The sequence below is a fragment of the Caulobacter sp. GW821-FHT10E02 genome, from assembly GCF_059415225.1.
The window spans coordinates 1,301,478-1,320,726 of the sequence record NZ_JBWKMV010000001.1; the positions used below are offsets into that span (position 1 = coordinate 1,301,478).

General features: G+C 69.2%; 19 protein-coding genes. 10 read left to right on the forward strand and 9 right to left on the reverse strand.

Translation table 11 applies throughout. The features are described 5' to 3' along the window. Positions 1-4: 4 nt before the first annotated feature. The 5 genes from lpxD to lpxB are packed head-to-tail and all read left to right on the forward strand — an operon-like array spanning position 5 to position 4,318. Entirely contained in the window at positions 5-1,030 is a 1,026-nt protein-coding gene (gene lpxD / locus AC07NI_RS05810; RefSeq protein WP_494616748.1) for a UDP-3-O-(3-hydroxymyristoyl)glucosamine N-acyltransferase, read from the forward strand. Further along, positions 1,027-1,503, forward strand: a complete 477-nt coding sequence (fabZ, locus tag AC07NI_RS05815; protein ID WP_494616749.1) for a 3-hydroxyacyl-ACP dehydratase FabZ — start codon at positions 1,027-1,029, stop codon at positions 1,501-1,503. Before lpxD ends, fabZ begins: the two co-directional genes overlap by 4 nt. Then, the gene (gene lpxA, locus AC07NI_RS05820; protein WP_494616750.1) at positions 1,500-2,294 is read left to right on the forward strand and encodes an acyl-ACP--UDP-N-acetylglucosamine O-acyltransferase; all 795 of its coding nucleotides are present in this window, start codon (positions 1,500-1,502) and stop codon (positions 2,292-2,294) included. The genes fabZ and lpxA overlap by 4 nt, the downstream gene beginning before the upstream one ends. A 9-nt stretch (positions 2,295-2,303) precedes the next feature. Next, positions 2,304-3,146 carry a UDP-2,3-diacylglucosamine diphosphatase gene (gene lpxI / locus AC07NI_RS05825; RefSeq protein ID WP_494616751.1) on the forward strand — a complete coding sequence of 281 codons (843 nt, stop codon included), beginning with the start codon at positions 2,304-2,306 and terminating at the stop codon, positions 3,144-3,146. Beyond that, the gene (gene lpxB / locus AC07NI_RS05830; protein ID WP_494616752.1) at positions 3,146-4,318 is read left to right on the forward strand and encodes a lipid-A-disaccharide synthase; all 1,173 of its coding nucleotides are present in this window, start codon (positions 3,146-3,148) and stop codon (positions 4,316-4,318) included. Before lpxI ends, lpxB begins: the two co-directional genes overlap by 1 nt. Here lpxB and AC07NI_RS05835 read toward each other — a convergent pair. After that, positions 4,277-6,019 (reverse strand): ATP-binding protein, encoded by a 1,743-nt coding sequence (locus AC07NI_RS05835; protein WP_494616753.1) that lies wholly within the window; start codon positions 6,017-6,019, stop codon positions 4,277-4,279. The genes lpxB and AC07NI_RS05835 overlap by 42 nt on opposite strands. 128 nt (positions 6,020-6,147) lie before the next feature. Between AC07NI_RS05835 and fliK the strand changes: the two genes are divergently transcribed. Together fliK and AC07NI_RS05845 are read left to right on the forward strand one after the other, a co-directional pair. Next, positions 6,148-7,851, forward strand: coding sequence for a flagellar hook-length control protein FliK (fliK, locus tag AC07NI_RS05840; RefSeq protein ID WP_494616754.1), 1,704 nt, complete (start codon positions 6,148-6,150; stop codon positions 7,849-7,851). Next, a complete protein-coding gene (locus tag AC07NI_RS05845; protein WP_494616755.1) occupies positions 7,848-8,111 on the forward strand; it encodes an EscU/YscU/HrcU family type III secretion system export apparatus switch protein in 264 nt (87 codons plus the stop codon). Before fliK ends, AC07NI_RS05845 begins: the two co-directional genes overlap by 4 nt. A 57-nt stretch (positions 8,112-8,168) precedes the next feature. Here AC07NI_RS05845 and gltA read toward each other — a convergent pair whose 3' ends face one another. Together gltA and gltX are read right to left on the reverse strand one after the other, a co-directional pair. After that, positions 8,169-9,449: a citrate synthase gene (gene gltA / locus AC07NI_RS05850; RefSeq protein ID WP_252629790.1), complete on the reverse strand. Its 1,281-nt coding sequence runs from the start codon at positions 9,447-9,449 to the stop codon at positions 8,169-8,171. 67 nt (positions 9,450-9,516) lie between these two features. Continuing rightward, positions 9,517-10,929, reverse strand: coding sequence for a glutamate--tRNA ligase (gene gltX, locus AC07NI_RS05855; protein ID WP_494616756.1), 1,413 nt, complete (start codon positions 10,927-10,929; stop codon positions 9,517-9,519). Positions 10,930-11,091: 162 nt separating this feature from the next. On the opposite strand from gltX, the gene AC07NI_RS05860 reads away from it, so the two are divergent. After that, positions 11,092-13,257, forward strand: a complete 2,166-nt coding sequence (locus AC07NI_RS05860; RefSeq protein ID WP_494616757.1) for a ComEC/Rec2 family competence protein — start codon at positions 11,092-11,094, stop codon at positions 13,255-13,257. Positions 13,258-13,287: 30 nt separating this feature from the next. Further along, entirely contained in the window at positions 13,288-14,043 is a 756-nt protein-coding gene (locus tag AC07NI_RS05865) for an isocitrate lyase/PEP mutase family protein (protein WP_494616758.1), read from the forward strand. A 66-nt stretch (positions 14,044-14,109) separates the two neighbouring features. Here AC07NI_RS05865 and lexA read toward each other — a convergent pair whose 3' ends face one another. The 6 genes from lexA to AC07NI_RS05895 form a co-directional block, all read right to left on the reverse strand. Beyond that, positions 14,110-14,817 (reverse strand): transcriptional repressor LexA, encoded by a 708-nt coding sequence (lexA, locus tag AC07NI_RS05870; RefSeq protein ID WP_494616759.1) that lies wholly within the window; start codon positions 14,815-14,817, stop codon positions 14,110-14,112. A 171-nt stretch (positions 14,818-14,988) separates the two neighbouring features. Then, positions 14,989-15,837, reverse strand: a complete 849-nt coding sequence (locus AC07NI_RS05875) for a class I SAM-dependent methyltransferase (protein ID WP_494618290.1) — start codon at positions 15,835-15,837, stop codon at positions 14,989-14,991. A 5-nt stretch (positions 15,838-15,842) separates the two neighbouring features. Further along, on the reverse strand, positions 15,843-16,409 hold the full coding sequence (locus AC07NI_RS05880) for a lysophospholipid acyltransferase family protein (protein WP_494616760.1): 567 nt from the start codon (positions 16,407-16,409) through the stop codon (positions 15,843-15,845). A gap of 85 nt (positions 16,410-16,494) precedes the next feature. Further along, positions 16,495-17,283: an indole-3-glycerol phosphate synthase TrpC gene (gene trpC, locus AC07NI_RS05885; protein ID WP_494616761.1), complete on the reverse strand. Its 789-nt coding sequence runs from the start codon at positions 17,281-17,283 to the stop codon at positions 16,495-16,497. After that, on the reverse strand, positions 17,280-18,305 hold the full coding sequence (gene trpD, locus AC07NI_RS05890) for an anthranilate phosphoribosyltransferase (RefSeq protein ID WP_494616762.1): 1,026 nt from the start codon (positions 18,303-18,305) through the stop codon (positions 17,280-17,282). The genes trpC and trpD overlap by 4 nt, the downstream gene beginning before the upstream one ends. 13 nt (positions 18,306-18,318) lie before the next feature. Beyond that, the gene (locus tag AC07NI_RS05895) at positions 18,319-18,915 is read right to left on the reverse strand and encodes an anthranilate synthase component II (protein ID WP_494616763.1); all 597 of its coding nucleotides are present in this window, start codon (positions 18,913-18,915) and stop codon (positions 18,319-18,321) included. Between the two features lie 116 nt (positions 18,916-19,031). Here AC07NI_RS05895 and AC07NI_RS05900 point away from each other — a divergent pair, with 116 nt between their 5' ends. Further along, positions 19,032-19,241 (forward strand): hypothetical protein, encoded by a 210-nt coding sequence (locus tag AC07NI_RS05900; protein WP_494616764.1) that lies wholly within the window; start codon positions 19,032-19,034, stop codon positions 19,239-19,241. The last annotated feature ends 8 nt before the right edge of the window (positions 19,242-19,249 follow it).

The following is a 19,249-nucleotide window of genomic DNA, read 5'->3' on the forward strand; positions in this document are numbered from 1 at the left end:
AGCCATGCCGGACCCGCGTTTCTTCGACAGCCTGGGTCCGGCTTCGCTTTCCGAGTTGGCCCGGGCCGGCGCCGCCGAACTGGCGGACGCCGCCCTGGGTGACCGGGCTATCGCCCGCGCCGCGCCGCTGGATAGCGCCGACGCGCAAGGCGTGGCTTTCTTCTCCGACGCCAAGCGCAAGGACGCCGCCGGTGCCACCCCGGCCGGCGCCTGTTTCGTGCGTCCGGAGCACAAGGATTTCCTGCCGCCGACCTGTGCGGCGCTGGTCACCAAGCACCCGCAGGCGGCCTGGGCTGCCGCCGCTAGTCGCCTGCACGCCCCGCGTCGTCATGAGCCTTCGGCGCCCGCCATCCATCCGGAAGCGGAGCTGGAGGAGGGCGTCCTGCTGTCGCCCAACGTGGCGATCGGGCAGGGCGCGCGCATCGGGCGCGGCACGCGGATCGGCCCCGGGGCCGTCATCGGTCCGGGCGTCCTGATCGGCCGTGACTGCGTGATCGGCCCCAACGCCGTGATCGGCTTCGCCTTGCTGGGCGACCGGGTGTCGGTCTCGGCCGGCGCGGTGCTGGGCGAGGCTGGCTTCGGCGCCGCCGTCGGTCCGCGCGGCATGGTCGACATGCCCCAGCTGGGCCGGGTGGTGATCCAGGACAACGTCACGATCGGCGCCAACAGCTGCGTCGACCGCGGCGCCTTCACCGACACGACGATCGGCGAGAACACCAAGATCGACAACCTGGTGCATGTCGCGCACAACGTCCGTGTAGGACGCAATTGCGTGCTGGCGGCCTATACCGGGCTGTCGGGCAGTACGATCGTCGGCGACGGTGTCGCCTTCGGCGGCAAGGCCGGCGTCGCCGACCATTTGAACATCGGCTCGGGCGCGAGCATCGGGGCGGCCGCTTCGGTGTTCAAGGACGTGCCGGAAGGCGAAACTTGGACGGGATTCCCGGCGCGACCGCTGAAGCGGTGGCTTCGGGAGACCGCATGGCTGTCGCGCATGGCGGGCGGCCGAGGGGCGAAGGGCAGATCATGAGCGAGAACACCGAGCAAACGGTGCAGACCGACATCGACATCGCGGAAATCCTGGCGCGCATCCCGCACCGCTATCCGTTCCTGCTGGTCGATCGCGCCGAGGCCTATAACCCCGGCCAGTCGATCGTCGGCATCAAGTGCGTGACGATCAACGAGCCGTTCTTCCAAGGCCACTTCCCGGGCAATCCGGTGATGCCCGGCGTGCTGATCGTCGAGGCCCTGGCCCAGACGGGCGCGGTGCTGATGAGCAAGACGCTGGAAGTCGATACCGAGGGCAAGACCATCTTCTTCATGTCGATCGACGGCGTGCGCTTCCGCAATCCCGTGCGTCCCGGCGATGTGATCCGCATGGAAGTCGAGGTCGTGCGCGCGCGTTCGTCGATCTTCAAGTTCAAGGGCGTGGCCAAGGTCGGCGACAAGGTGGCCGCCGAGGCCGAGTTCGCCGCCATGGTCGTGGAGACCCCCACGAAATGACCGCGATCCACCCCACCGCCATCGTCGCGCCCGAAGCCAAGATCGCCTCGGACGTCGAGATCGGGCCCTACAGCATCGTCGGCCCGGACGTGACCCTGGAAGCCGGCGTTCGCCTGCTGTCGCACGTGGTGGTGGAAGGCGCGACGACCCTGGGCGAAGGCTGCACCGTCCATCCGTTCGCCAATCTGGGCGGTCCGCCCCAGCATCTGGGCCACAAGGGCGAGAAGACCGAACTGCTGATCGGTCCGCGCAACATCATCCGCGAACACGTGACCATGCACACCGGCACCGCTTCGGGGCGTGGCGTGACGACGATCGGCTCGGACGGCCTCTACATGGTCGGCTCGCACATCGCCCACGACTGCATCGTCGGCGATTTCGTGGTGCTGGCCAAGGGCGCGACCCTGGGCGGTCACGTGTCGATCGGCGACTATGTGTTCATGGGCGGTCTGGCCGCCGCGCACCAGTTCTCGCGCATCGGCCGCTACAGCTTCATCGGCGGCCTGGCCGCGGTGACCAAGGACGTGATCCCCTACGGTTCGGTGTGGGGCAACCACGCCCACCTCGAGGGCCTGAACCTGGTCGGCCTCAAGCGCCGGGGCTTCTCGCGCGAGACGATCAACGCCCTGCGCGCGGCCTATCGCCTGATGTTCGCCGACGAAGGCACCTTCCAGGAGCGTCTGGACGACGTCGCGGAGATCCACGCCGGCAATCCCGAGGTGATGGAGATCGTCGACTTCATCCGCGCCGACGCCAACCGGCCGCTTTGCTTGCCCGAGCGCGAGGTTTAGTCTCTCTTGATGCGTAAGCTTGGCCTGATCGCCGGCGGCGGCGCGCTGCCCGTCGAGTTGGCGGCCCATTGCGAGGCCGCCGGACGCGCCTTCGCGGTCATGCGGCTGAGGAGCTTCGCCGATCCGGCCCTGGCCCGCTATCCGGGGATCGAGGTCGGCCTCGGCGAGTTCGGCAAGGCCTTCAAGGCGCTGCGGGCCGAGGGCTGCGAGGTCGTCTGCTTCGCCGGCAATGTTAGTCGCCCCGACTTCGGCGCCCTGATGCCTGACGCGCGAGGCCTCCTGATCGTACCCAGTCTGATCAAGGCCGCGCGCCAGGGCGACGACGCCCTGCTGCGCCGGGTGCTGGACGAGTTCGAGAAGGAAGGCTTCGAGATCGAGGGCGCGCACGAGGTCGTCGGTGAGATGACCTTGCCGCGCGGACGCCTGGGCAAGTTCTATCCGCGCGACGAGCACATGGCCGACATCGAGAAGGCCCTGATGGTGGCTCGCGAGATCGGCCGGCTGGACGTGGGGCAGGGCGCCGTGGTCTGCAACGGCCTGGTCCTGGCCGTCGAGGCCCAGGAAGGCACCGACGCGATGCTCCGGCGGGTGGAGCAACTACCCCAGGCCATCCGGGGCACGGCCGAAAAGCCGCGCGGCGTACTGGCCAAGGCTCCAAAGCCGATCCAGGAGACCAAGGTCGACCTGCCGACCATTGGTGTCGCCACCATCCAGCGCGCCGCCCGCGCGGGCCTGGCCGGCGTGGTCGGCGAGGCCGGCCGTCTGCTGGTCGTCGATCGCGACGCGGTGATGGCCTGCGCCGACGATCTGGGCCTCTTCGTGCTGGGGGTCGATCCGCAGGGGCGGCCCTGATGTCTCTCAAGATCATGCTGGTGGCCGCCGAGGCCTCGGGCGACGCCCTTGGCGCCAGCCTAGCCAAGGCGCTGCGGGCGCGGTTGGGCGACAAGGTCACCTTCGTCGGCGTCGGCGGGGCCAAGATGGCCGAGCAGGGGGTGGAGAGCCCCTTCGACATCGCCCAGCTGTCGATCCTGGGCATCGTAGAGGGCCTGAAGGCCTATCCGACGGTCTTGGCCCGCCTGAAGGACTCCGTGGCCCTGGCGGCCCGGGAAAAGCCCGACGTGGCCGTTCTGATCGACAGTTGGGGCTTCAACATCCGCTTGGCTCACGCCTTGCGGAAGCTGGATCCCAAGCTGCCGCTGGTGAAATACGTCGCGCCACAGGTCTGGGCCTATCGCGCCGGCCGCGCCAGGAGCCTCGCCAAGTCGGTCGATCTGCTGCTGTCGATCCAACCGATGGACAAGCCGTATTTCGACGCCGTGGACCTGCCCAGCGTCTTTGTCGGCAACTCGGCCTTGGCCAAGCGCTTCGACCATGCCGACGGCGCCAGGCTGCGCGCGGCGGTCGGGGCTTCGGCGACCGATCCGATCCTGCTGGTCCTGCCCGGCAGCCGCCCCTCGGAGATCGAGCGCGTGCTGCCCGCCTTCGAAGACGCCGTGCGCCGCCTGAAGGCCGAGCGGCCCGAACTGGTGGTCGTCATCCCCGCCGCCTACACCGTGGCCGAGGCCGTCAAGGCCCGGGTCGCCGGCTGGCCGTTCCGCGCCCACGTGATCGAGGACGAGGCGCTGAAGGACGACGCCTTCGTCGCCGGCGACGTCGCCCTGGCCTGCAGCGGCACGGTGACCACCGAGCTGGCCCTGGCCGGCCGGCCGATGGTGGTCGGCTACAAGACCGCGCCGCTGACCTACGCCATCGTCAAGCGCCTGATGAAGCCGCGCTGGGTCACGTTGTTCAACATCGCCGCCGGCCGCGAGATCGCGCCCGAATTGCTGCAGGACGCTTGCGAAGGCGAGGCCCTGGCGCGCGAGGTCGGCAAGCGGCTGGACGATCCGGGGTTGCGGGAACGACAGGCGGCGGAACAGAGCGCGGCCCTGGACAAGATGGGGCGCGGCATGCCCGATCCGTCGGAAGCCGCCGCCGACGCCCTAATCGACTTCCTGAAGGCGCGGGGCCTGGTCGCGGCCTGACACAGCCCGGTCGAGCGCGCCCAGCAGCTTGGCGACGTCGATCGGCTTGCCGACATGGTCGTCCATGCCGGCTTCCAGCAGCAGCTCGACCTGGTGACGCATGGCGTTGGCCGTCAGGGCGATCACCGGCGTGCGCGGCCGGCCTTCCTCGGCTTCCAGGCGGCGGATTTCCTTCAGCGCCGTCAGGCCGTCCATGACCGGCATGTGGATGTCCATCAGCACCGCGTCCCAGCGGCCTTCGCGCCAGGCGACCAGGGCCTTGGCGCCGTCGTCGACGATGACCGGCTCGACGCCGGCCTGGCTCAGTACAGAGCGCAGGACGAGCTGATTGGTCGGGTTGTCCTCGGCCGCCAGGATGCGCAGTCCCGGCGCGGCGTCGGGCAGGGTCTCATCCTCGATCTTGGTGGGCGCGGCGACCTTGGCCAGCGGCAGGACGACGGTGAAGGCGCTGCCTTCGCCTGGACGGCTGAACAGGGTGACGTCGCCATCCATCCGGCGGGCCAGCTCGCGGCAGATGGCGAGGCCCAGGCCCGCCCCGCCGTGCCGGCGCGTGGCGATGTCGTCCAGCAGCACGAAGCGGCCGAACAACTGCTCCTGCTCCTCGGGCGCGACGCCGGGGCCGGTGTCGGCGACGGTCAGCTCCAGCCGGCCGGCCTCGTAGTCGGCGACGATCGAGACGCCGCCGCGTTCGGTGAACTTCACGGCATTGGACAGCAGGTTGTGCAGGATCTGCCGCAGCCGTCCGGCGTCGCCCAGATAGGCGCCTTCGGCGGCTGGGGCGATCGACAGATCGTGGCTCAGGCCCTTGCCCTGGGCCAGGGCGGCGAAGGTCTGGCCACAGCCGACCAGCAGCTCGCGCAGGTCGAAGGGCTCGGGGCGCAGCTCCAACTGGCCGGCCTCGATGCGGGCCAGGTCGAGCACGTCATTGAGGATCTCGGTCAGGGCCTTGCCCGACTGGCGGACCACGCCCAGGCGTTCACGCTGGGCCGGCGACAGTTCGTCGGCCTGCATCACCTGGGTCATGCCCAGGATGCCGTTCAGCGGCGTGCGGATCTCGTGGCTCATGGTCGCCAGGAAGGCGGTCTTGGCGCGGTTGGCGCTGTCGGCCTCGGCCTCGCGGGCCTGGGCCAGGGCGGTGGCCTCGGCCATCCGCGCCACGGTCTGTTCGCGCTGGATCGCGTAGCGCAGCACATAGGCGAAGAAGCACAGCACCGCGACCAGCGAGAGGACTAGCTGAGCGGGGCCGGTCGACAGCGCCGCGAAGGCGGTTCCGACGAAGACCTGCAGCAGCACGGCCGACAGGGCGGCCAGGCCGATGCGGCGCGAGATCACGAACTCGGCGGTGCAGCTCAGCGCGACGGCGGCCATCATCGCCCCGCCGGTCAGCACCGAGGCGCGCGTGCCCAGCAGCACCAGGGCCGAGGGCAGGCTGGCATAGATGAAGGTGTAGACCAGGGTATAGGCCGCCAGCACCGTCTCCAGGAACGGCTTGGCCTGGCCGTGCCTCGCGACGACGCCGCAGAGCAACTGGCTGATGGCGATCAGCGCCGCGACCGCGACCAGCCATCCGATACAGATCTTGGGATCAAGCCAGGCGCAGGAGCCGGCGGCGGCCAGCAGGGTCATCGGCACGATGGACAGCAGATCGCGGCGCCGGTGCTCGACGATACTCAGCCACCGCGTATCCAGAACGCACCTCACACGCCGTAGCGAAACTCACCCGGCGAGTTCATATGGCGAAGGTTAACCAGCGATTTACGGCCGGGGCCTAGAGTACCCGGAACTGTCGCCGTGGAGCCGTTGTCGTGGCCATCGACCCGACTACGCCCGTGACTCCCATCCTTCCAACTCCCACGATTGGGACTGGACCGGAATCTGTCGCCGTCATCCAGGCCCTGGCGCGCCAAGCGATCGCCAATACGACCGCCCAGTTAGGCGAGATCGTCGGTCGCCCGACCAACCCGCAGGTCAAGCCCGGGGCGCCTGTTGAGCAGGTCGGACAAGCCGCGACTCAGGACGCCGGCCACGCCGCCGATGCGCCTGGCGCCAAGAACGTTCCGCCCGCGCTGCAGCAGGCCGCCCTGGCTCGCCCCGAGACGCGCCTTGTCCGCGCCGTGCGCACCGCCACCGCCGAGGCCGTGCCGCGCCAGACGGGTCTTGCGCCGCTGATGGCCAATGTCCGCGCCGTCGTCGCGCGTCCCGACATGCCGCCCGAGGTGCGCGAGGCGGGCAGGGCGCTGCTGGCCAAGGCGGCTTCGGCCGCCGAGATCGCCACGCCCCAGGGCCTGCGCCAGGCTGTCGAGCGCTCCGGCGTGTTCCTGGAGGCCAAGATGGCGCGCGCGGCCGCCACGCCGCCCCCGGAGGGCCAGCCGCGCCTTCCCGAGGCCACCGACATGAAGGCCGCGCTGCTGGTGTTTCGCGGCGCGCTGTCGGCCTGGCTGGCCAAGGCGCCGCCGCAGGCGTCGGAAGCTCCGGCCGCGGAGCCGGCGTCCGTGCCAACCGAGGAGGGGGCTGAGGCGCCTTTGACTGCGACGCCGCGCGCCGCTGCGTCGGCGACGGTGACGTCACAACCGCCGCTCAGCGCCAATCCCGCGCCCATGGCTCAGCCTGATCTCAAGGCCGCGCCGACCGTCGCATCGCCGCTGCCGCAAGCGGAGGCCTCCGAGGTCGCCGCGGAAGCCTCGCAATCGCTCACCAAGGCCCCCGAGTCGTCATCCGAGGATGACGGCCTCGCCGCTCGCTTCGGCGCCTTCGTGGCCACGCCCAAGCCGTCCGCGTCCGTCGCCACGCCGGTGCGCGCGGCGCTGTCGGCTCTGGTGCAACTGGGCCTGATCGCAGAGGAAGCTCTTCAAGAGGAGCCGACGACCGCACTGCCGGCCGAGCCCAAGGCCCTGACGCCGCGCGGCTATGGCGCCGTCCCGGCCGAAGCCGCGCGGTCCAAGGTCCCGCCGCCGCCCTATGCCGGTGGCCCGATGGCCGGCCAGAAGCCCGCGGCGCCCGAACTGTCCATGAACCAGTCGCCGGCCGATCTGGTGCGCGGCTTGCTGAGGGGGACCAACGGCGCCCTGGCCCGCCAGGACCTGATGCAGATCGCCTCGCTGCCCGACAGCGTCCCGCACGAGGCCGAGACCGTCGAAGCCCGTCCGCAGCAGGCCGGCCGCCTGAACCTCGACCTGCCGTTCATGACGCCCCAGGGCCTGGCCGTCGCCCAGTTCGAGATCAGCCACGACGGCGGCGGTTCCGGCGGCGGCGCGGTCGGTCCGGCCGAGCGCACCTACAGGGCCCGGTTCTCGATCGACCTGGAGCCGCTGGGCCCTGTCCACGCCCTGGTCACCCTGACCGGTTCGCGCACCCGCGTGTCGCTGTGGGCCGAACGGGCCGAAACCATCGCCCGCCTCCGCGCCGGCGAGGAGAGCCTGGGCGCGGCCCTGCGCCAGGCCGAGCTGTCACCTGAGGTCGCCGTCCATTCCGGCGCGCCGACCAGTCCAGGCGGCGTCAGCCCGCTGGGTCATTTCGTGGACCAGGCCTCATGAGCGGGATCACCGGACCCTCGGCGCGGCCGCGTATCGCTGTCGCCTTGCTCTACGAAGAGCCCAACGCGCCCAAGGTCGTGGCCTCGGGCCAGGGCTGGCTGGGCGAGAAGATCATCGAGACGGCCCGCGAGCACGGCGTGCCGATCGAGGAGGACCCGGTCCTGGCCCAGGCCCTGTCGAGCCTTGAGATCGACGAGGAGATCCCCGAGGCGCTCTATCGCGCCGTCGCCGAGGTCCTCAGCTTCCTGCTGAAGCGCTAAACGAAAAAGGCCCCGCCGAAGCGGGGCCTGATCCTTGGTCTCCGAGGAGAAAAGCGCTTAGCGCTTTTCCACCGGCACGTAGTCGCGTTGCGTAGCGCCCGTGTAGAGCTGGCGCGGACGACCGATCTTGCGGGTGGGGTCCTCGAACATTTCCTTCCACTGGCTGATCCAGCCGACGGTGCGGGCCAGGGCGAACAGCACGGTGAACATGTTGGTCGGGAAGCCCATCGCGCGCAGGGTGATGCCCGAATAGAAGTCGATGTTCGGGTACAGCTTGCGGTCGATGAAGTACGGATCGCTCAGGGCGACCTTTTCCAGTTCCTGGGCGACCTGCAGCAGCGGGTCGTTGTTGTGGCCCAGTTCCGCCAGCACTTCGTGGGCGGTCTTCTGCATGACCTTCGCGCGCGGGTCGAAGTTCTTGTACACGCGGTGACCGAAGCCCATCAGCTTGTACTTACGGTCCTTCACGCCCTGGACGTAGTCCGGGATGTTCTCGACCGAGCCAATGGTTTCCAGCATCTCCAGGGCTTCCTGGTTGGCGCCGCCGTGCGACGGGCCCCACAGGCAGGCGATGCCGGCGGCGATGCAGGCGAACGGGTGCGCGCCCGACGAACCGGCCAGGCGGACGGTCGAGGTCGAGGCGTTCTGCTCGTGGTCGGCGTGCAGGATGAAGATCCGGTCCATGGCGCGGGTCAGCACCGGGTTCGGCTTCCAGTCCTCGGCCGGCACGGCGAAGCACATGCGCAGGAAGTTTTCCGAGTACGACAGGTCGTTGCGCGGCGACACGAACGGCTGGCCGACCGTGTACTTGTAGGCGCGGGCGGCGATCGTCGGCATCTTGGCGATCAGGCGATGGGCGCTGATCTCGCGCTCACGGGCGTCGTCGACATTGATGCTGTCGGCGTAGAAGGCCGACAGGGCGCCGACGGCGCCGGTCATCACGGCCATCGGGTGCGCGTCGCGGCGGAAGCCTTGGAAGAAGGCGTCGAACTGCGCGTGCAGCATGGTGTGATATGTGATGTTCTTTTCGAACTTGGCGAATTCGTCGGCCGACGGCAGTTCGCCGTTCAGCAGCAGGTGGCAGACCTCGAGGAACGAGGACTTCTCGGCCAGCTGGTCGATCGGATAGCCGCGGTGCAGCAAGATGCCCGCGTCGCCGTCGATATAGGTGATCTTGCTCTCGCAAGAAGCGGTCGAGGTGAAGCCGGGGTCGAACGTGAAGTGGTCGCTCTCGGCATAGACCTTTCGGATGTCCAGGACGTCAGGACCCGTGCTGCCCTTGAGGATCGGCAGGTCATAGCTCTTGTCGCCAATCGTCAGCGTGGCTTTATCGGTCATACTTAGACCTCTCCATAAATTGGAACGAGCAGTCCAACTTTCGTTTTCGCACGTGCGTTATAGCGCCTCATGCGCGCGGCGCCAGGGCGTCGTCAAGGCGCCCCAAACTCTCTTCGCGGGAGAGCGCGGCCATGGTCTTGTTCAGGTCCGGAGCCGGCGCGCCGCCGGTCAGGATCCCGCGCAGGGCCGGGCCGAACTTCCCGAAGCCGACGCCCTCGGATTCCGCGAACGTTTTCAACACCGTTTCCAGGGTCGGAGCGTCGAAGGCCGGGGCGGCGGCCAGCTGATCGCGCAGGCGCTTGAGGCGCTCGACGGTTTCTTCGGTCAGCTGCTTTTGGGTTTTCTCTTCCAGCGCGAACGGCCGGACCTTCAGTGCGAACGCACAGTGATCCACCAGTTCCAGGATGGTCTTGGCGCCTTCCTTCACTTCCGGGACCGTGCGGGCGATGCGCTCGCGGGCGTCGGCGGGCAGGGGCTCGCCGCGCTTCTCGGCGGCCGTCAGGGCCAGTTCGGTCAGGCGGTCGTCGTCGGCCTTGCGCAGGTGCTGGGCGTTGATGTGGTTCAGCTTGGCCCAGTCCAGGCGCGCGGGCGCCTTGACCACGTCGGCCACGTCGAACCAGCTGATCGCCTGCTCGTCGTTGAACACCTCGTCGTCGCCATGGCCCCAGCCAAGACGCGCCAGGTAGTTGCGCATGCCTTCGGGGATATAGCCGAGGTCGGCGAACTCGCCGACGGCCTGTGCGCCGTGGCGCTTGCTCAGCTTGGCGCCGTCCGGGCCGTGGATCAGCGGGATGTGGGCGAAGGCCGGCACGTCCCAGTCCAGCGCCTGATAGATCAGGCTCTGGCGGGCGGCGTTGTTCAGGTGGTCGTCGCCCCGGATCACGTGGGTGACGCCCATGTCGTGGTCGTCGACCACCACGGCGAGGTTGTAGGTCGGCGCGCCGTCGGCGCGCAGCAGGACGAGATCGTCCAGCTCGATGTTCTTGAAGGTCACCGGACCCTTGACCAGGTCGTTGACCACGGTCTCGCCGTCCAGCGGGCCCTTGAAGCGGATCACGTGCGGAACCGTCAGGTCGCCTTCCGGCGCGTCGCGCCAGGGCGAGCGGATGGCGCGGCCTTCGGCGCGGGCCTTCTCGCGGGCGACTTCCAGTTCCTCGACGGTCATCCAGCAGCGATAGGCGCGGCCGGCGTCCAGCATCTGCTGCACGGCCTCGACGTGACGCGGGGCGCGGGTGTGTTGGAAAACGACCTCGTCGTCCGATTCCAGGCCCAGCCAGTTCAGGCCTTCGAAGATCGCGGCGACGGCCGCCTCGGTCGAACGCTCACGATCGGTGTCTTCGACGCGAACAAGGAACTTCCCTCCCGTATGGCGTGCATATAACCAGTTGAACAGCGCCGTGCGGGCGCCGCCGATATGCAGGAAACCGGTGGGCGAGGGGGCGAAGCGCGTGACGACGCCGGAAGAGATGGGGTTCGACATGAGCTTCAAAACTGTGGGGCTGGAGGCCGAGATGGCGTCGACAAGCGCGAACCGCAAGGTGGCTCGGGCGGCGCGTCTTAGCACGCCGCTTCACGCCGGGCCTAGCGGTTTTCCGCATCGCGGCGAACTTGGCTTAACCGTCAAAAATACAGTGGTTTCGGTATGTTAGGCGCGGAACTTGCCGAGCCGGCATTGTCCGCGCCCGCACCCCGCCTGTCGTGGTCGACCTTGAAGGCCGGGCTGCTGGCGGAAGGGCGAGTCAATCTGGATCGGGCGTTCCTGTGGACGCCGGTGGCGTTCGGTCTCGGCGCGGCGGGCTATCTGGAGGCCGGGGTCGAGCCGAAGCTCTGGATGCTGGCGCTCGTAACCGGGCTGCTGGCGTTGGTGTGGTGGACCGGCCAGCGCTGGAACGCGCCGCGCGGCCTCGTCGTGCTGGCCAGTCTGATGGCGTTCGGGGCGGCAGGCGGCTTGGCCGCCAAGGTCCGCAGCGACCGCGTGGCCGCGCCGATCATGGCCGGCGAGCGGGTCGTGCGGCGGGTGGATGGCTTCGTCGTCGACGTCGTCAGTCCCGGCGCGGGCGGACCACGGCTGCTGATCGCGCCGGTGGCGGTCTCGGGCCTCTCGCCAGAGCGCACGCCGCGCCGGATCCGGGTGACGATCGGCGAGAACGAGACGCCGGCGCCGGGCCAAATGTTGAGGCTGCGGGCCATGCTGGGACCGCCACCGCCTCCGGCCGCGCCGGGATCCTACGACTTCGCCCGCGACGCCTGGTTCGACTCGATCGGCGGCGTGGGATTCGTGATCGGCGAGCTTTCGACGACGCGTCTCGATCCGCCGCCGCTGCGGCTGCGGTTGATCATGGCGATCAACGCCTTCCGCTGGAGTCTGGCCCAACGGATCCTGGCGCGGATGGGCCCCAGCAGCGGCGGCATCGGCGCGGCCATGGTCACCGGCCACGAAGCCTGGATCACCGAGGACCAAACCGAGGCCATGCGGGCCTCGGGCCTGGCGCATATCCTGTCGATCTCGGGCCTGCACATGGCCATCGTCGGCGGCTTCGTGTTCGGCGCGGTGCGGCTGGGCGTCGCCGCCTGGCCCTGGCTGGCGCTGCGAGCGCCGGGCAAGAAGATCGCCGCCGTCGCCGGTTTAGTTGCTGTGCTGGCCTATCTGGTCATCTCCGGCGCGCCGCCGCCGGCCGAGCGCTCGGCGATCACGGCCAGCGTCGCCTTCCTGGCCATCCTGTTTGATCGCCGGGCCATCACCCTCCATGGCTTGGCCGTGGCGGCCCTGATGATCCTGGCGATGAAGCCGGAGACCGCTGGCGAGCCGGGCTTCCAGATGTCGTTCGCCGCCACCGCCGCCCTGGTGGCCCTGGCCGAAAGCTGGCCGCAGCCGGTCAAGGAAATCTCGACGCCGTGGTGGATCCGCTGGCCGCAGGCGGGCTTCACCTGGCTGGCGGCTTCGGTCGCGGCCAGTCTGGTGGCGGGCCTGGCCACCGCGCCGTTCGCCATGCAGCACTTCAACCGCGTCGCCGTCTGGGGCCTGCCGGCCAATTTGGCGGTCGCGCCGCTGTCTTCGTTCGTGATCATGCCGTTCCTGGCGATCGGCACCTTGCTGGAGCCTTTCGGCCTGGGCGCGCCGTTCCTGGCCGTGGCGGGCTGGGGCGTCGACGGCATGGTCGGGATCGCCAACGGCTTCGCCGACGCCCATGGCGCGCAGAGGATCGTCGCCAGCGCGCCCCCACAGGTGCTGGTGGTCGCCTTCCTGGGGCTGATGCTGCTGTGTCTGTGGCGCGGCCGTCTGCGCTGGATCGGCGCGCCTTTGGCCCTGGCGGTCGCCCTGTGGCCCAGGCCCGCCGCGCCGGACGCCTGGATCGCCGCCGACGGGGCGACGGCCGCCGTCCGCTCAGGCGACGCGGCCGTGCTGCTGCGCACCGACGCCAAGCGGTTCGGGGCCGAGCTGTGGGCGCGGCGACGGGGCCTGAGGCCGGCGACCTGGAGCCTCTATGCCTGCGACAAGCGGATCTGCGCGCCGGAACCGGGCGCGCCCGTGCGGCTGTCGCTGGTCTGGGGCCGCAAGACGCCCGACGCCGAGACGCTGTCGGGCCTGTGCGTCCGCAGCGAGGTCGTGGTGATCAGAGGGCCGATGCCACCTCGAACGCCGCCGCTGTGCGCCGAAACCGTGCTGCTGGCGGCCGAGGATTTCGCCAAGGGCGGAGCCGCCGAGCTCTATCGCCGGTCCGACGGCTGGCGCATCGTCTGGGCTCAGCCGTTGCGGGGCGATCGGCCGTGGAGCCTGCTGACAGCCGATGTCACCAGCGGAGGCTAAGGCTTCAGCAGCACCACAGGAGTCTCCGCCATGTCGAACCCGTTCGCCGCCCGCCGCGCGGCTTTCCGCGCCCTGCACGCCGAGGGCTGCTTCGCTCTGCCCAATCCGTGGGACGCCGGCAGCGCCAAGCGCCTGGAAAAGCTGGGCTTCAAGGCTCTGGCCTCGACCAGCGCGGGAGCGGCCTGGGCCATGGGCAAGGACGACGGCGAGATCACCCGCGACGAGGTCATCGAACATCTCAAGATGCTGTGCGCCGCCACCGACCTGCCGGTGAACGCGGACTTCGAGGCCGGTTTCGCCGATACCGCTGAAGGCGTCGGCGAAAGCGTCACCCTGGCCATCGAGGCCGGCGTCGCGGGCCTGTCGATCGAGGACTGGTCGGGCTCGGCGCTCTACGATCTGCCGGTCGCCGTCGAGCGCCTGAAGGCCGCCCGCGCCGCCATCGACGCCTCGGGCCAGGACGTGATCCTGGTCGGCCGCACCGAGGGCTATCTGCGGGGCGTCCGCGACCTGGCCCCGACCCTGGAGCGTCTGAAGGCCTATGCCGCCGCTGGCGCCGATTGCCTCTACGCCCCGGCCGTGACCGATCCGGATGAGATCAAGGCCATCGTCGAGGCCGTGGCCCCCAAGCCGGTCAACATCCTGTTCTGGGGCAATGACATGTCGGTCGAGAGCCTGGGCGCGCTGGGCGTGCGCCGGGTCAGCACCGGCGCGGGTCTGGCCGTCGCCGCCTGGGCCGGTTTCGATGCCGCCGCCAAACGCCTGGCGGAGGAGGGGCGGCTGTAGTCCCGATACGAAAAGGCCCCAATCCTCAAGCGAGGTCGGGGCCAATTCTCAAGTCGCCAGAGCAGCTTAGTGGTAGCGGCGGATCAGGCCCACCAGCTTACCCTGCACCTCGACCTGGTCGGGGCCGAAGATGCGGGTCTCGTATTTCGGGTTGGCGGCTTCCAGGGCGATCGAGCCGCCCTTCTTGCGCAGGCGCTTGAGCGTGGCTTCCTCGCCGACCAAGGCGACGACGATCTCGCCCGAGGTGGCGGTGTCGCCCTTCTTGATGATCACATAGTCGCCGTCGAGGATGCCGGCCTCGATCATCGAGTCGCCCTGCACCTCGAGGACATAGTGCTCGCCATTGCCCAGCATGGCCTCGGGCACCGGCAGGCGCTCGCGCTCGTGCTGGATGGCGTCGATCGGGGTGCCGGCGGCGATCTTGCCCAGGATCGGCAGCTCGCGGCTGTCATTGGCCGGGGCGGACGAGGCAGCCGGCGAGGGCGGGGGCGAACCGCCGCCTTCGAACACCTGCGGGCGGAACGCGCCACGACCCTTGGGCGGCGCGGCCGTCGTGGCCTGTTGCGGCAGCTTCACCACTTCCAGCGCCCGGGCCCGGTGGGCGAGACGGCGGATGAAGCCGCGCTCCTCCAGGGCCGTGATCAGCCGGTGGATGCCCGACTTGGACGCCAGGTCCAGGGCCTCCTTCATCTCGTCGAACGAGGGGGAGACGCCGGTCTCCTTGATCCGCTCGTGGATGAACATCAGCAGTTCGTGCTGCTTGCGCGTGAGCATGGCGACCTCGGCTGGAGCGCGGAACAAACCGCAAACCTTGCGAATGTTCTCTAGGCGTTCCGCGTTAAAGTCAAGTCGGGGCGTCGTCGCTCGGAAAAGCTTTGCAGAATCAAGGGTTAGGCTCGGCGACGAGGTAAATGTCGCCCAGAATCAAAAGCTTAACGAAAGCTTTCAGGCGCGCTTGCGGGCGATGATGATGTCCTGGTCCTGCATCGGTTGGCGACGCCAGACGCCCAGGGCCTGGTTCAGCACATCGAGGCCCAGGGTCTCGTACTGCGCCAGGATCGGCTCCAGGTCGTAGCCGATCACCGCTTCGGGCAGTTCCGGCGTCGCGGTCCAGCAGCCGTCCAAGGCGTGGACGAAGTCGAACGCGATCTGGCCGTTGCCCGTGTTGGCGCGGGCTTCCTCGTCGATCAGGTACCAGGAGATGATGCTGGTCCCGCCGGGCTTCAGCACCCGGGCGATCTCGCGGGCGAACTGGGCCTGGTCAGCGGCCAGCAGATGGGTGAACACCGAGCCCAGCCAGACATAGTCGAAGCTGGCGTCGGGATAGGGGAAGACGAAGGCGCTGGCCGGCTGCGAGCCGCCCGGATTGTACCGGTCGCTGTGCATGTCGGCGTGGGTGAATTCGAAGCGCGGGTCGCCGACGGCGATGTTGGCTTTGCACCAGTCGATGGCCTGGGCCATGACGTCGAAGCCGGCATAGCGGCCGTTCTCGTCGAGGTAGTCGACTAGCGGGGCGGCGGCGCGACCGATGCCGCAGCCGACGTCGAGGATGGCGTGGTGCGGTTGCAGGCCGGCGGCGACGAACAGCTCCTTGAACTGCTGGCCCACGCGGATGAAGTCGGCGTCGGCGGCGCCGACCAGGTGCCAGAGCTCCTGAGGCGCGGTGACGGCGTCGGTGGCCGGCGGAGGCGTCGGCGTCAGGGACAGAGCGCGACGAAGCTTGGACAGGAACGCCCGCATCCGATTCCTTTCAGGGAAGAGCGGCGCGGACCCTAGCGGCCGATCAGGCTTCAGCCAACCTAGAGGACGGTCTTCAATTCCGGATGCTTGGGCGTAACCGGCGCGTAGAAGGCCGCCAGCACCGCCAGGTCCTTCTCGTAGTCGCCGCTGGGCATCATCGCCGGACCCAGGCCCACGACCTTGCGCTTGTAGTCCATGAAGCCGGGCACCATCGGTACGCCGGCCTTCAGGGCGATGTTGTAGAAGCCGGTCTTCCAGCCGCCGGCCTTGCCGCGCGTGCCCTCGGGCGCGATCGTCAGCATGAACTCGTCGCGGCGGGCGAACTCGTCGGCCATGGCCTGGACCGTGTCGCGCGACTGCGAGCGGTCGATCGGCACGCCGCCCAGGTCCTTCATCAGCTTCTCGAACGGCCAGCGGAACAGCGAGGCCTTGCCCATGAAGCTGAGCTTCAGGTTCAGCGCGTCGGCCGCGCCCAGGAAGTAGACGAAGTCCCAGTTGCTGGTGTGCGGCGCGGCGATGATCACGAACTTGCGGGTCGTGGTCGGGGCCGAGCCCTCGATCGTCCAGCCCTCGCGCTTGAAGAAGGCGACGAGGGACCAATTCACCACGCGGGCGACCCAATGCATGCGCGCTTCCTCGCGTGGCCGTGTTCTTGTTGGGAGACTGTGAGCGGGCGAGGGGGAAAACGCCAGATGGTGCGTACCCGATCCGTCAGCCCAGCAAGGCCTTGGTGGCGGCCGTGACGTCGGCCTGGCGCATCAGGCTTTCGCCCACCAGCATGGCCTTGGCGCCGGCGGCTTCCATCCGCACGACGTCGTCGTGGGTGAAGAGGCCGCTCTCGGTGACCAGCAGGGCATCCTTGGGGGCCTGGGCCGCCAGCCGTTCGGTGACGGCCAGGTCGACAACGAAGCTCTTCAGGTCGCGGTTGTTGATGCCCACCAGGTCCGAGCCCAGGGCGCCGGCGCGCTCCATCTCGGCCTCGTCGTGGACTTCCACGAGGGCGTCCATACCCAGGCGCTTGGCCTCGGCCATCAGTTCGGCGGCCACGACGTCGTCGATCATCGCCAGGATGACCAGGATGGCGTCGGCGCCCAGGGCGCGGCTCTCGGCCACCTGCCAGGGATCGACCAGGAAATCCTTGCGGATGCAGGGCAGGGCGGTCGCCGCGCGGGCGTCGATCAGATAGGCGTCGGCGCCCTGGAAGCTGGGACCGTCGGTCAGCACCGACAGGCAGGCCGCGCCGCCGGCTTCGTAGTTACGGGCCAGGGCCGGCGGATCGAAGTCGGCGCGGATCAGGCCCTTGGACGGCGAGGCCTTCTTGATCTCGGCGATCAGGGAAAGCTTGCCGGGCGCGTGGCCGTGGACCAGGGCGCGCTTGAAGCCGCGCGGCGACGAGGCGTTCTGGGCGGCGTTCTCAAGGGCGCCCAACGTACGCCGGCGCTTGCGGTCGGTGACCTCGTCACGCTTGTAGGCGGCGATCTTGGCGAGGATGTCGGTCACGCGTTCACTTCCGTATTCGTAGCGGCCACGAGGCCAGCCAGGGCGGCCTTGGCGCGGCCTTCGTCGATGACGTCGGCGGCCAGTTCGATGCCCTCGACCAGGGTCTCGACCTTGTCGGCGACCAGGAAGGCGGCGGCGGCGTTCAGCAGCACGATGTCGCGATAGGCGCCCTTTTCGCCGTCGAACAGGCGGGTGAGGGCGGCGGCGTTGAACTCGGGATCACCGCCGGTGAGGTCCGACAGCGAGGCGCGCGGCAGGCCGACGGCCTCGGGCGTGATCTTGAACAGGTGGATGCGGCCGTCGCGCCATTCGGCGACCTCGGTCTCGCCCGTGGTGGTCAGCTCGTCCATGCCCGAGCCGTGCACCGACCAGGCGCGCTCGGCGCCCAGGGCTCCAAGCGCCTTGGCGATCGGTTCGACGAAGCGCGGGGCCGAGACGCCGACCACCTGCCGCTTGGCGCCGGCCGGATTGGTCAGCGGGCCCAAGAGGTTGAAGATGGTGCGGAAGCCCAGTTGCTGGCGGATCGGCGAGACGTGCTTCATCGCGCCATGGTGGGCCTGGGCGAACAGGAAGCAGATACCGGCCTCGTCCAGGGCCCGGCGCTGCTGCTCGCGCGTGGCGTCGATATTGACGCCCAGGGCGGTCAGGACGTCGGCGGTGCCGGACTTCGACGTGATGGCGCGGTTGCCGTGCTTGGCGACCTTTAGCCCCCCGCCGGCGGCCACGAAGCCCACGGCGGTGGAGATGTTCAGCGTATGCAGGCCATCGCCGCCGGTGCCGCAGACGTCGATGACCTCGTACGGATGCTCCAGCTGGACCGCCGCGCGGCGCATGGCGCGGGCGCAGGCGGCGATCTCGCCCACCGTCTCGCCGCGCAGGCGCATGGCGGTGACGGCGGCGGCCACCTGGGCCGGTGTCGGCTCACCGCGCAGGCAGGCGGCGAAGAAGATCTCGGCGTCGGCGTCGTCCAGGGTCTGGCCGTCGGCCAACTTGGCCAGCAGCGGCTTGAAAGCGTCGGACATGCTTCGACTTTTCCTAAACCCAGACCTGCGCGTCGCGCTTGACGCCGGCCAAGTCCATGAAGTTGGCCAGCATCTGGTGGCCGCCCTCGGTGGCGATCGATTCCGGGTGGAACTGGACGCCGAACACCGGGCGGGTCTTGTGCTGCACGCCCATGATCTCGCCGTCGTCGGTCCAGGCGGTGACCTCCAGCTCGGCGGGAAGGTCTTCGCGGCGGACGGCCAGCGAGTGGTAGCGGGTAGCGGTGAACGGGTTGGGCAGGCCCTTGAAGATGCCCTTGTCGTCGTGGCGGACCTTACTGACCTTGCCGTGCATGACGGCCTTGGCGCGGATCACCTCGCCGCCATAGGCCTGACCGATGGCCTGGTGACCCAGGCACACGCCCAGGATCGGCAGGTCGGCGGGGGCGCTGGTCAGCAGCGGCAGGCAAATGCCGGCCTGGTCGGGGGCCTTGGGGCCCGGCGACAACAGGACGGCTGCTGGCTGCAGGCCCAGGGCCTCGCCCACGGTCAGGGCGTCGTTGCGGTAGACGACCGTCTCGGCACCCAGCTCGTTCAGATAGTGGACGAGGTTGTAGGTGAAGCTGTCGTAGTTATCGATGACGAGGATCATGACGCCGCCTTTCGAAGTGCGGTTCTAGCCTGCGCGGGCCTGATGTGTAGCGGCATTTTCGCGCGCGGCCTTCAGTTACGGTTACAGCGGTCACGGAGTTTGCGCATCATGCGCTCATGGACCCGAGTGATTCCGCCCTGGACCCTGTCGCCGTCGCCTATGTCCGCGCGCTGCTGCGGCCGAAGCGTCGCGCCCAGAAGATGGCGCCGGTGCTGGCCGCCGCGGCCTTCGCCGCGTTCTGCGCGCTGAGCTTCGCCACGGTGATGGTGCTGGCGCCGCCCGCGGTCACACAGCACCTTCCTGACGACCGGCTCGGCGGTCCCTAGAAACAGCC

What these genes read in the sequence shown, in the direction of transcription:
- lpxD (WP_494616748.1), top strand. Translation starts at nt 5, where the DNA reads ATGCCGGACCCGCGTTTCTTCGACAGCCTGGGTCCGGCTTCGCTTTCC.
- fabZ (WP_494616749.1), top strand. Translation starts at nt 1,027, where the DNA reads ATGAGCGAGAACACCGAGCAAACGGTGCAGACCGACATCGACATCGCG.
- lpxA (WP_494616750.1), top strand. Translation starts at nt 1,500, where the DNA reads ATGACCGCGATCCACCCCACCGCCATCGTCGCGCCCGAAGCCAAGATC.
- lpxI (WP_494616751.1), top strand. Translation starts at nt 2,304, where the DNA reads ATGCGTAAGCTTGGCCTGATCGCCGGCGGCGGCGCGCTGCCCGTCGAG.
- lpxB (WP_494616752.1), top strand. Translation starts at nt 3,146, where the DNA reads ATGTCTCTCAAGATCATGCTGGTGGCCGCCGAGGCCTCGGGCGACGCC.
- AC07NI_RS05845 (WP_494616755.1), top strand. Translation starts at nt 7,848, where the DNA reads ATGAGCGGGATCACCGGACCCTCGGCGCGGCCGCGTATCGCTGTCGCC.
- gltA (WP_252629790.1), bottom strand. Translation starts at nt 9,449, where the DNA reads ATGACCGATAAAGCCACGCTGACGATTGGCGACAAGAGCTATGACCTG.
- gltX (WP_494616756.1), bottom strand. Translation starts at nt 10,929, where the DNA reads ATGTCGAACCCCATCTCTTCCGGCGTCGTCACGCGCTTCGCCCCCTCG.
- AC07NI_RS05860 (WP_494616757.1), top strand. Translation starts at nt 11,092, where the DNA reads ATGTTAGGCGCGGAACTTGCCGAGCCGGCATTGTCCGCGCCCGCACCC.
- AC07NI_RS05865 (WP_494616758.1), top strand. Translation starts at nt 13,288, where the DNA reads ATGTCGAACCCGTTCGCCGCCCGCCGCGCGGCTTTCCGCGCCCTGCAC.
- lexA (WP_494616759.1), bottom strand. Translation starts at nt 14,817, where the DNA reads ATGCTCACGCGCAAGCAGCACGAACTGCTGATGTTCATCCACGAGCGG.
- AC07NI_RS05880 (WP_494616760.1), bottom strand. Translation starts at nt 16,409, where the DNA reads ATGCATTGGGTCGCCCGCGTGGTGAATTGGTCCCTCGTCGCCTTCTTC.
- trpD (WP_494616762.1), bottom strand. Translation starts at nt 18,305, where the DNA reads ATGTCCGACGCTTTCAAGCCGCTGCTGGCCAAGTTGGCCGACGGCCAG.
- AC07NI_RS05895 (WP_494616763.1), bottom strand. Translation starts at nt 18,915, where the DNA reads ATGATCCTCGTCATCGATAACTACGACAGCTTCACCTACAACCTCGTC.
- AC07NI_RS05900 (WP_494616764.1), top strand. Translation starts at nt 19,032, where the DNA reads ATGGACCCGAGTGATTCCGCCCTGGACCCTGTCGCCGTCGCCTATGTC.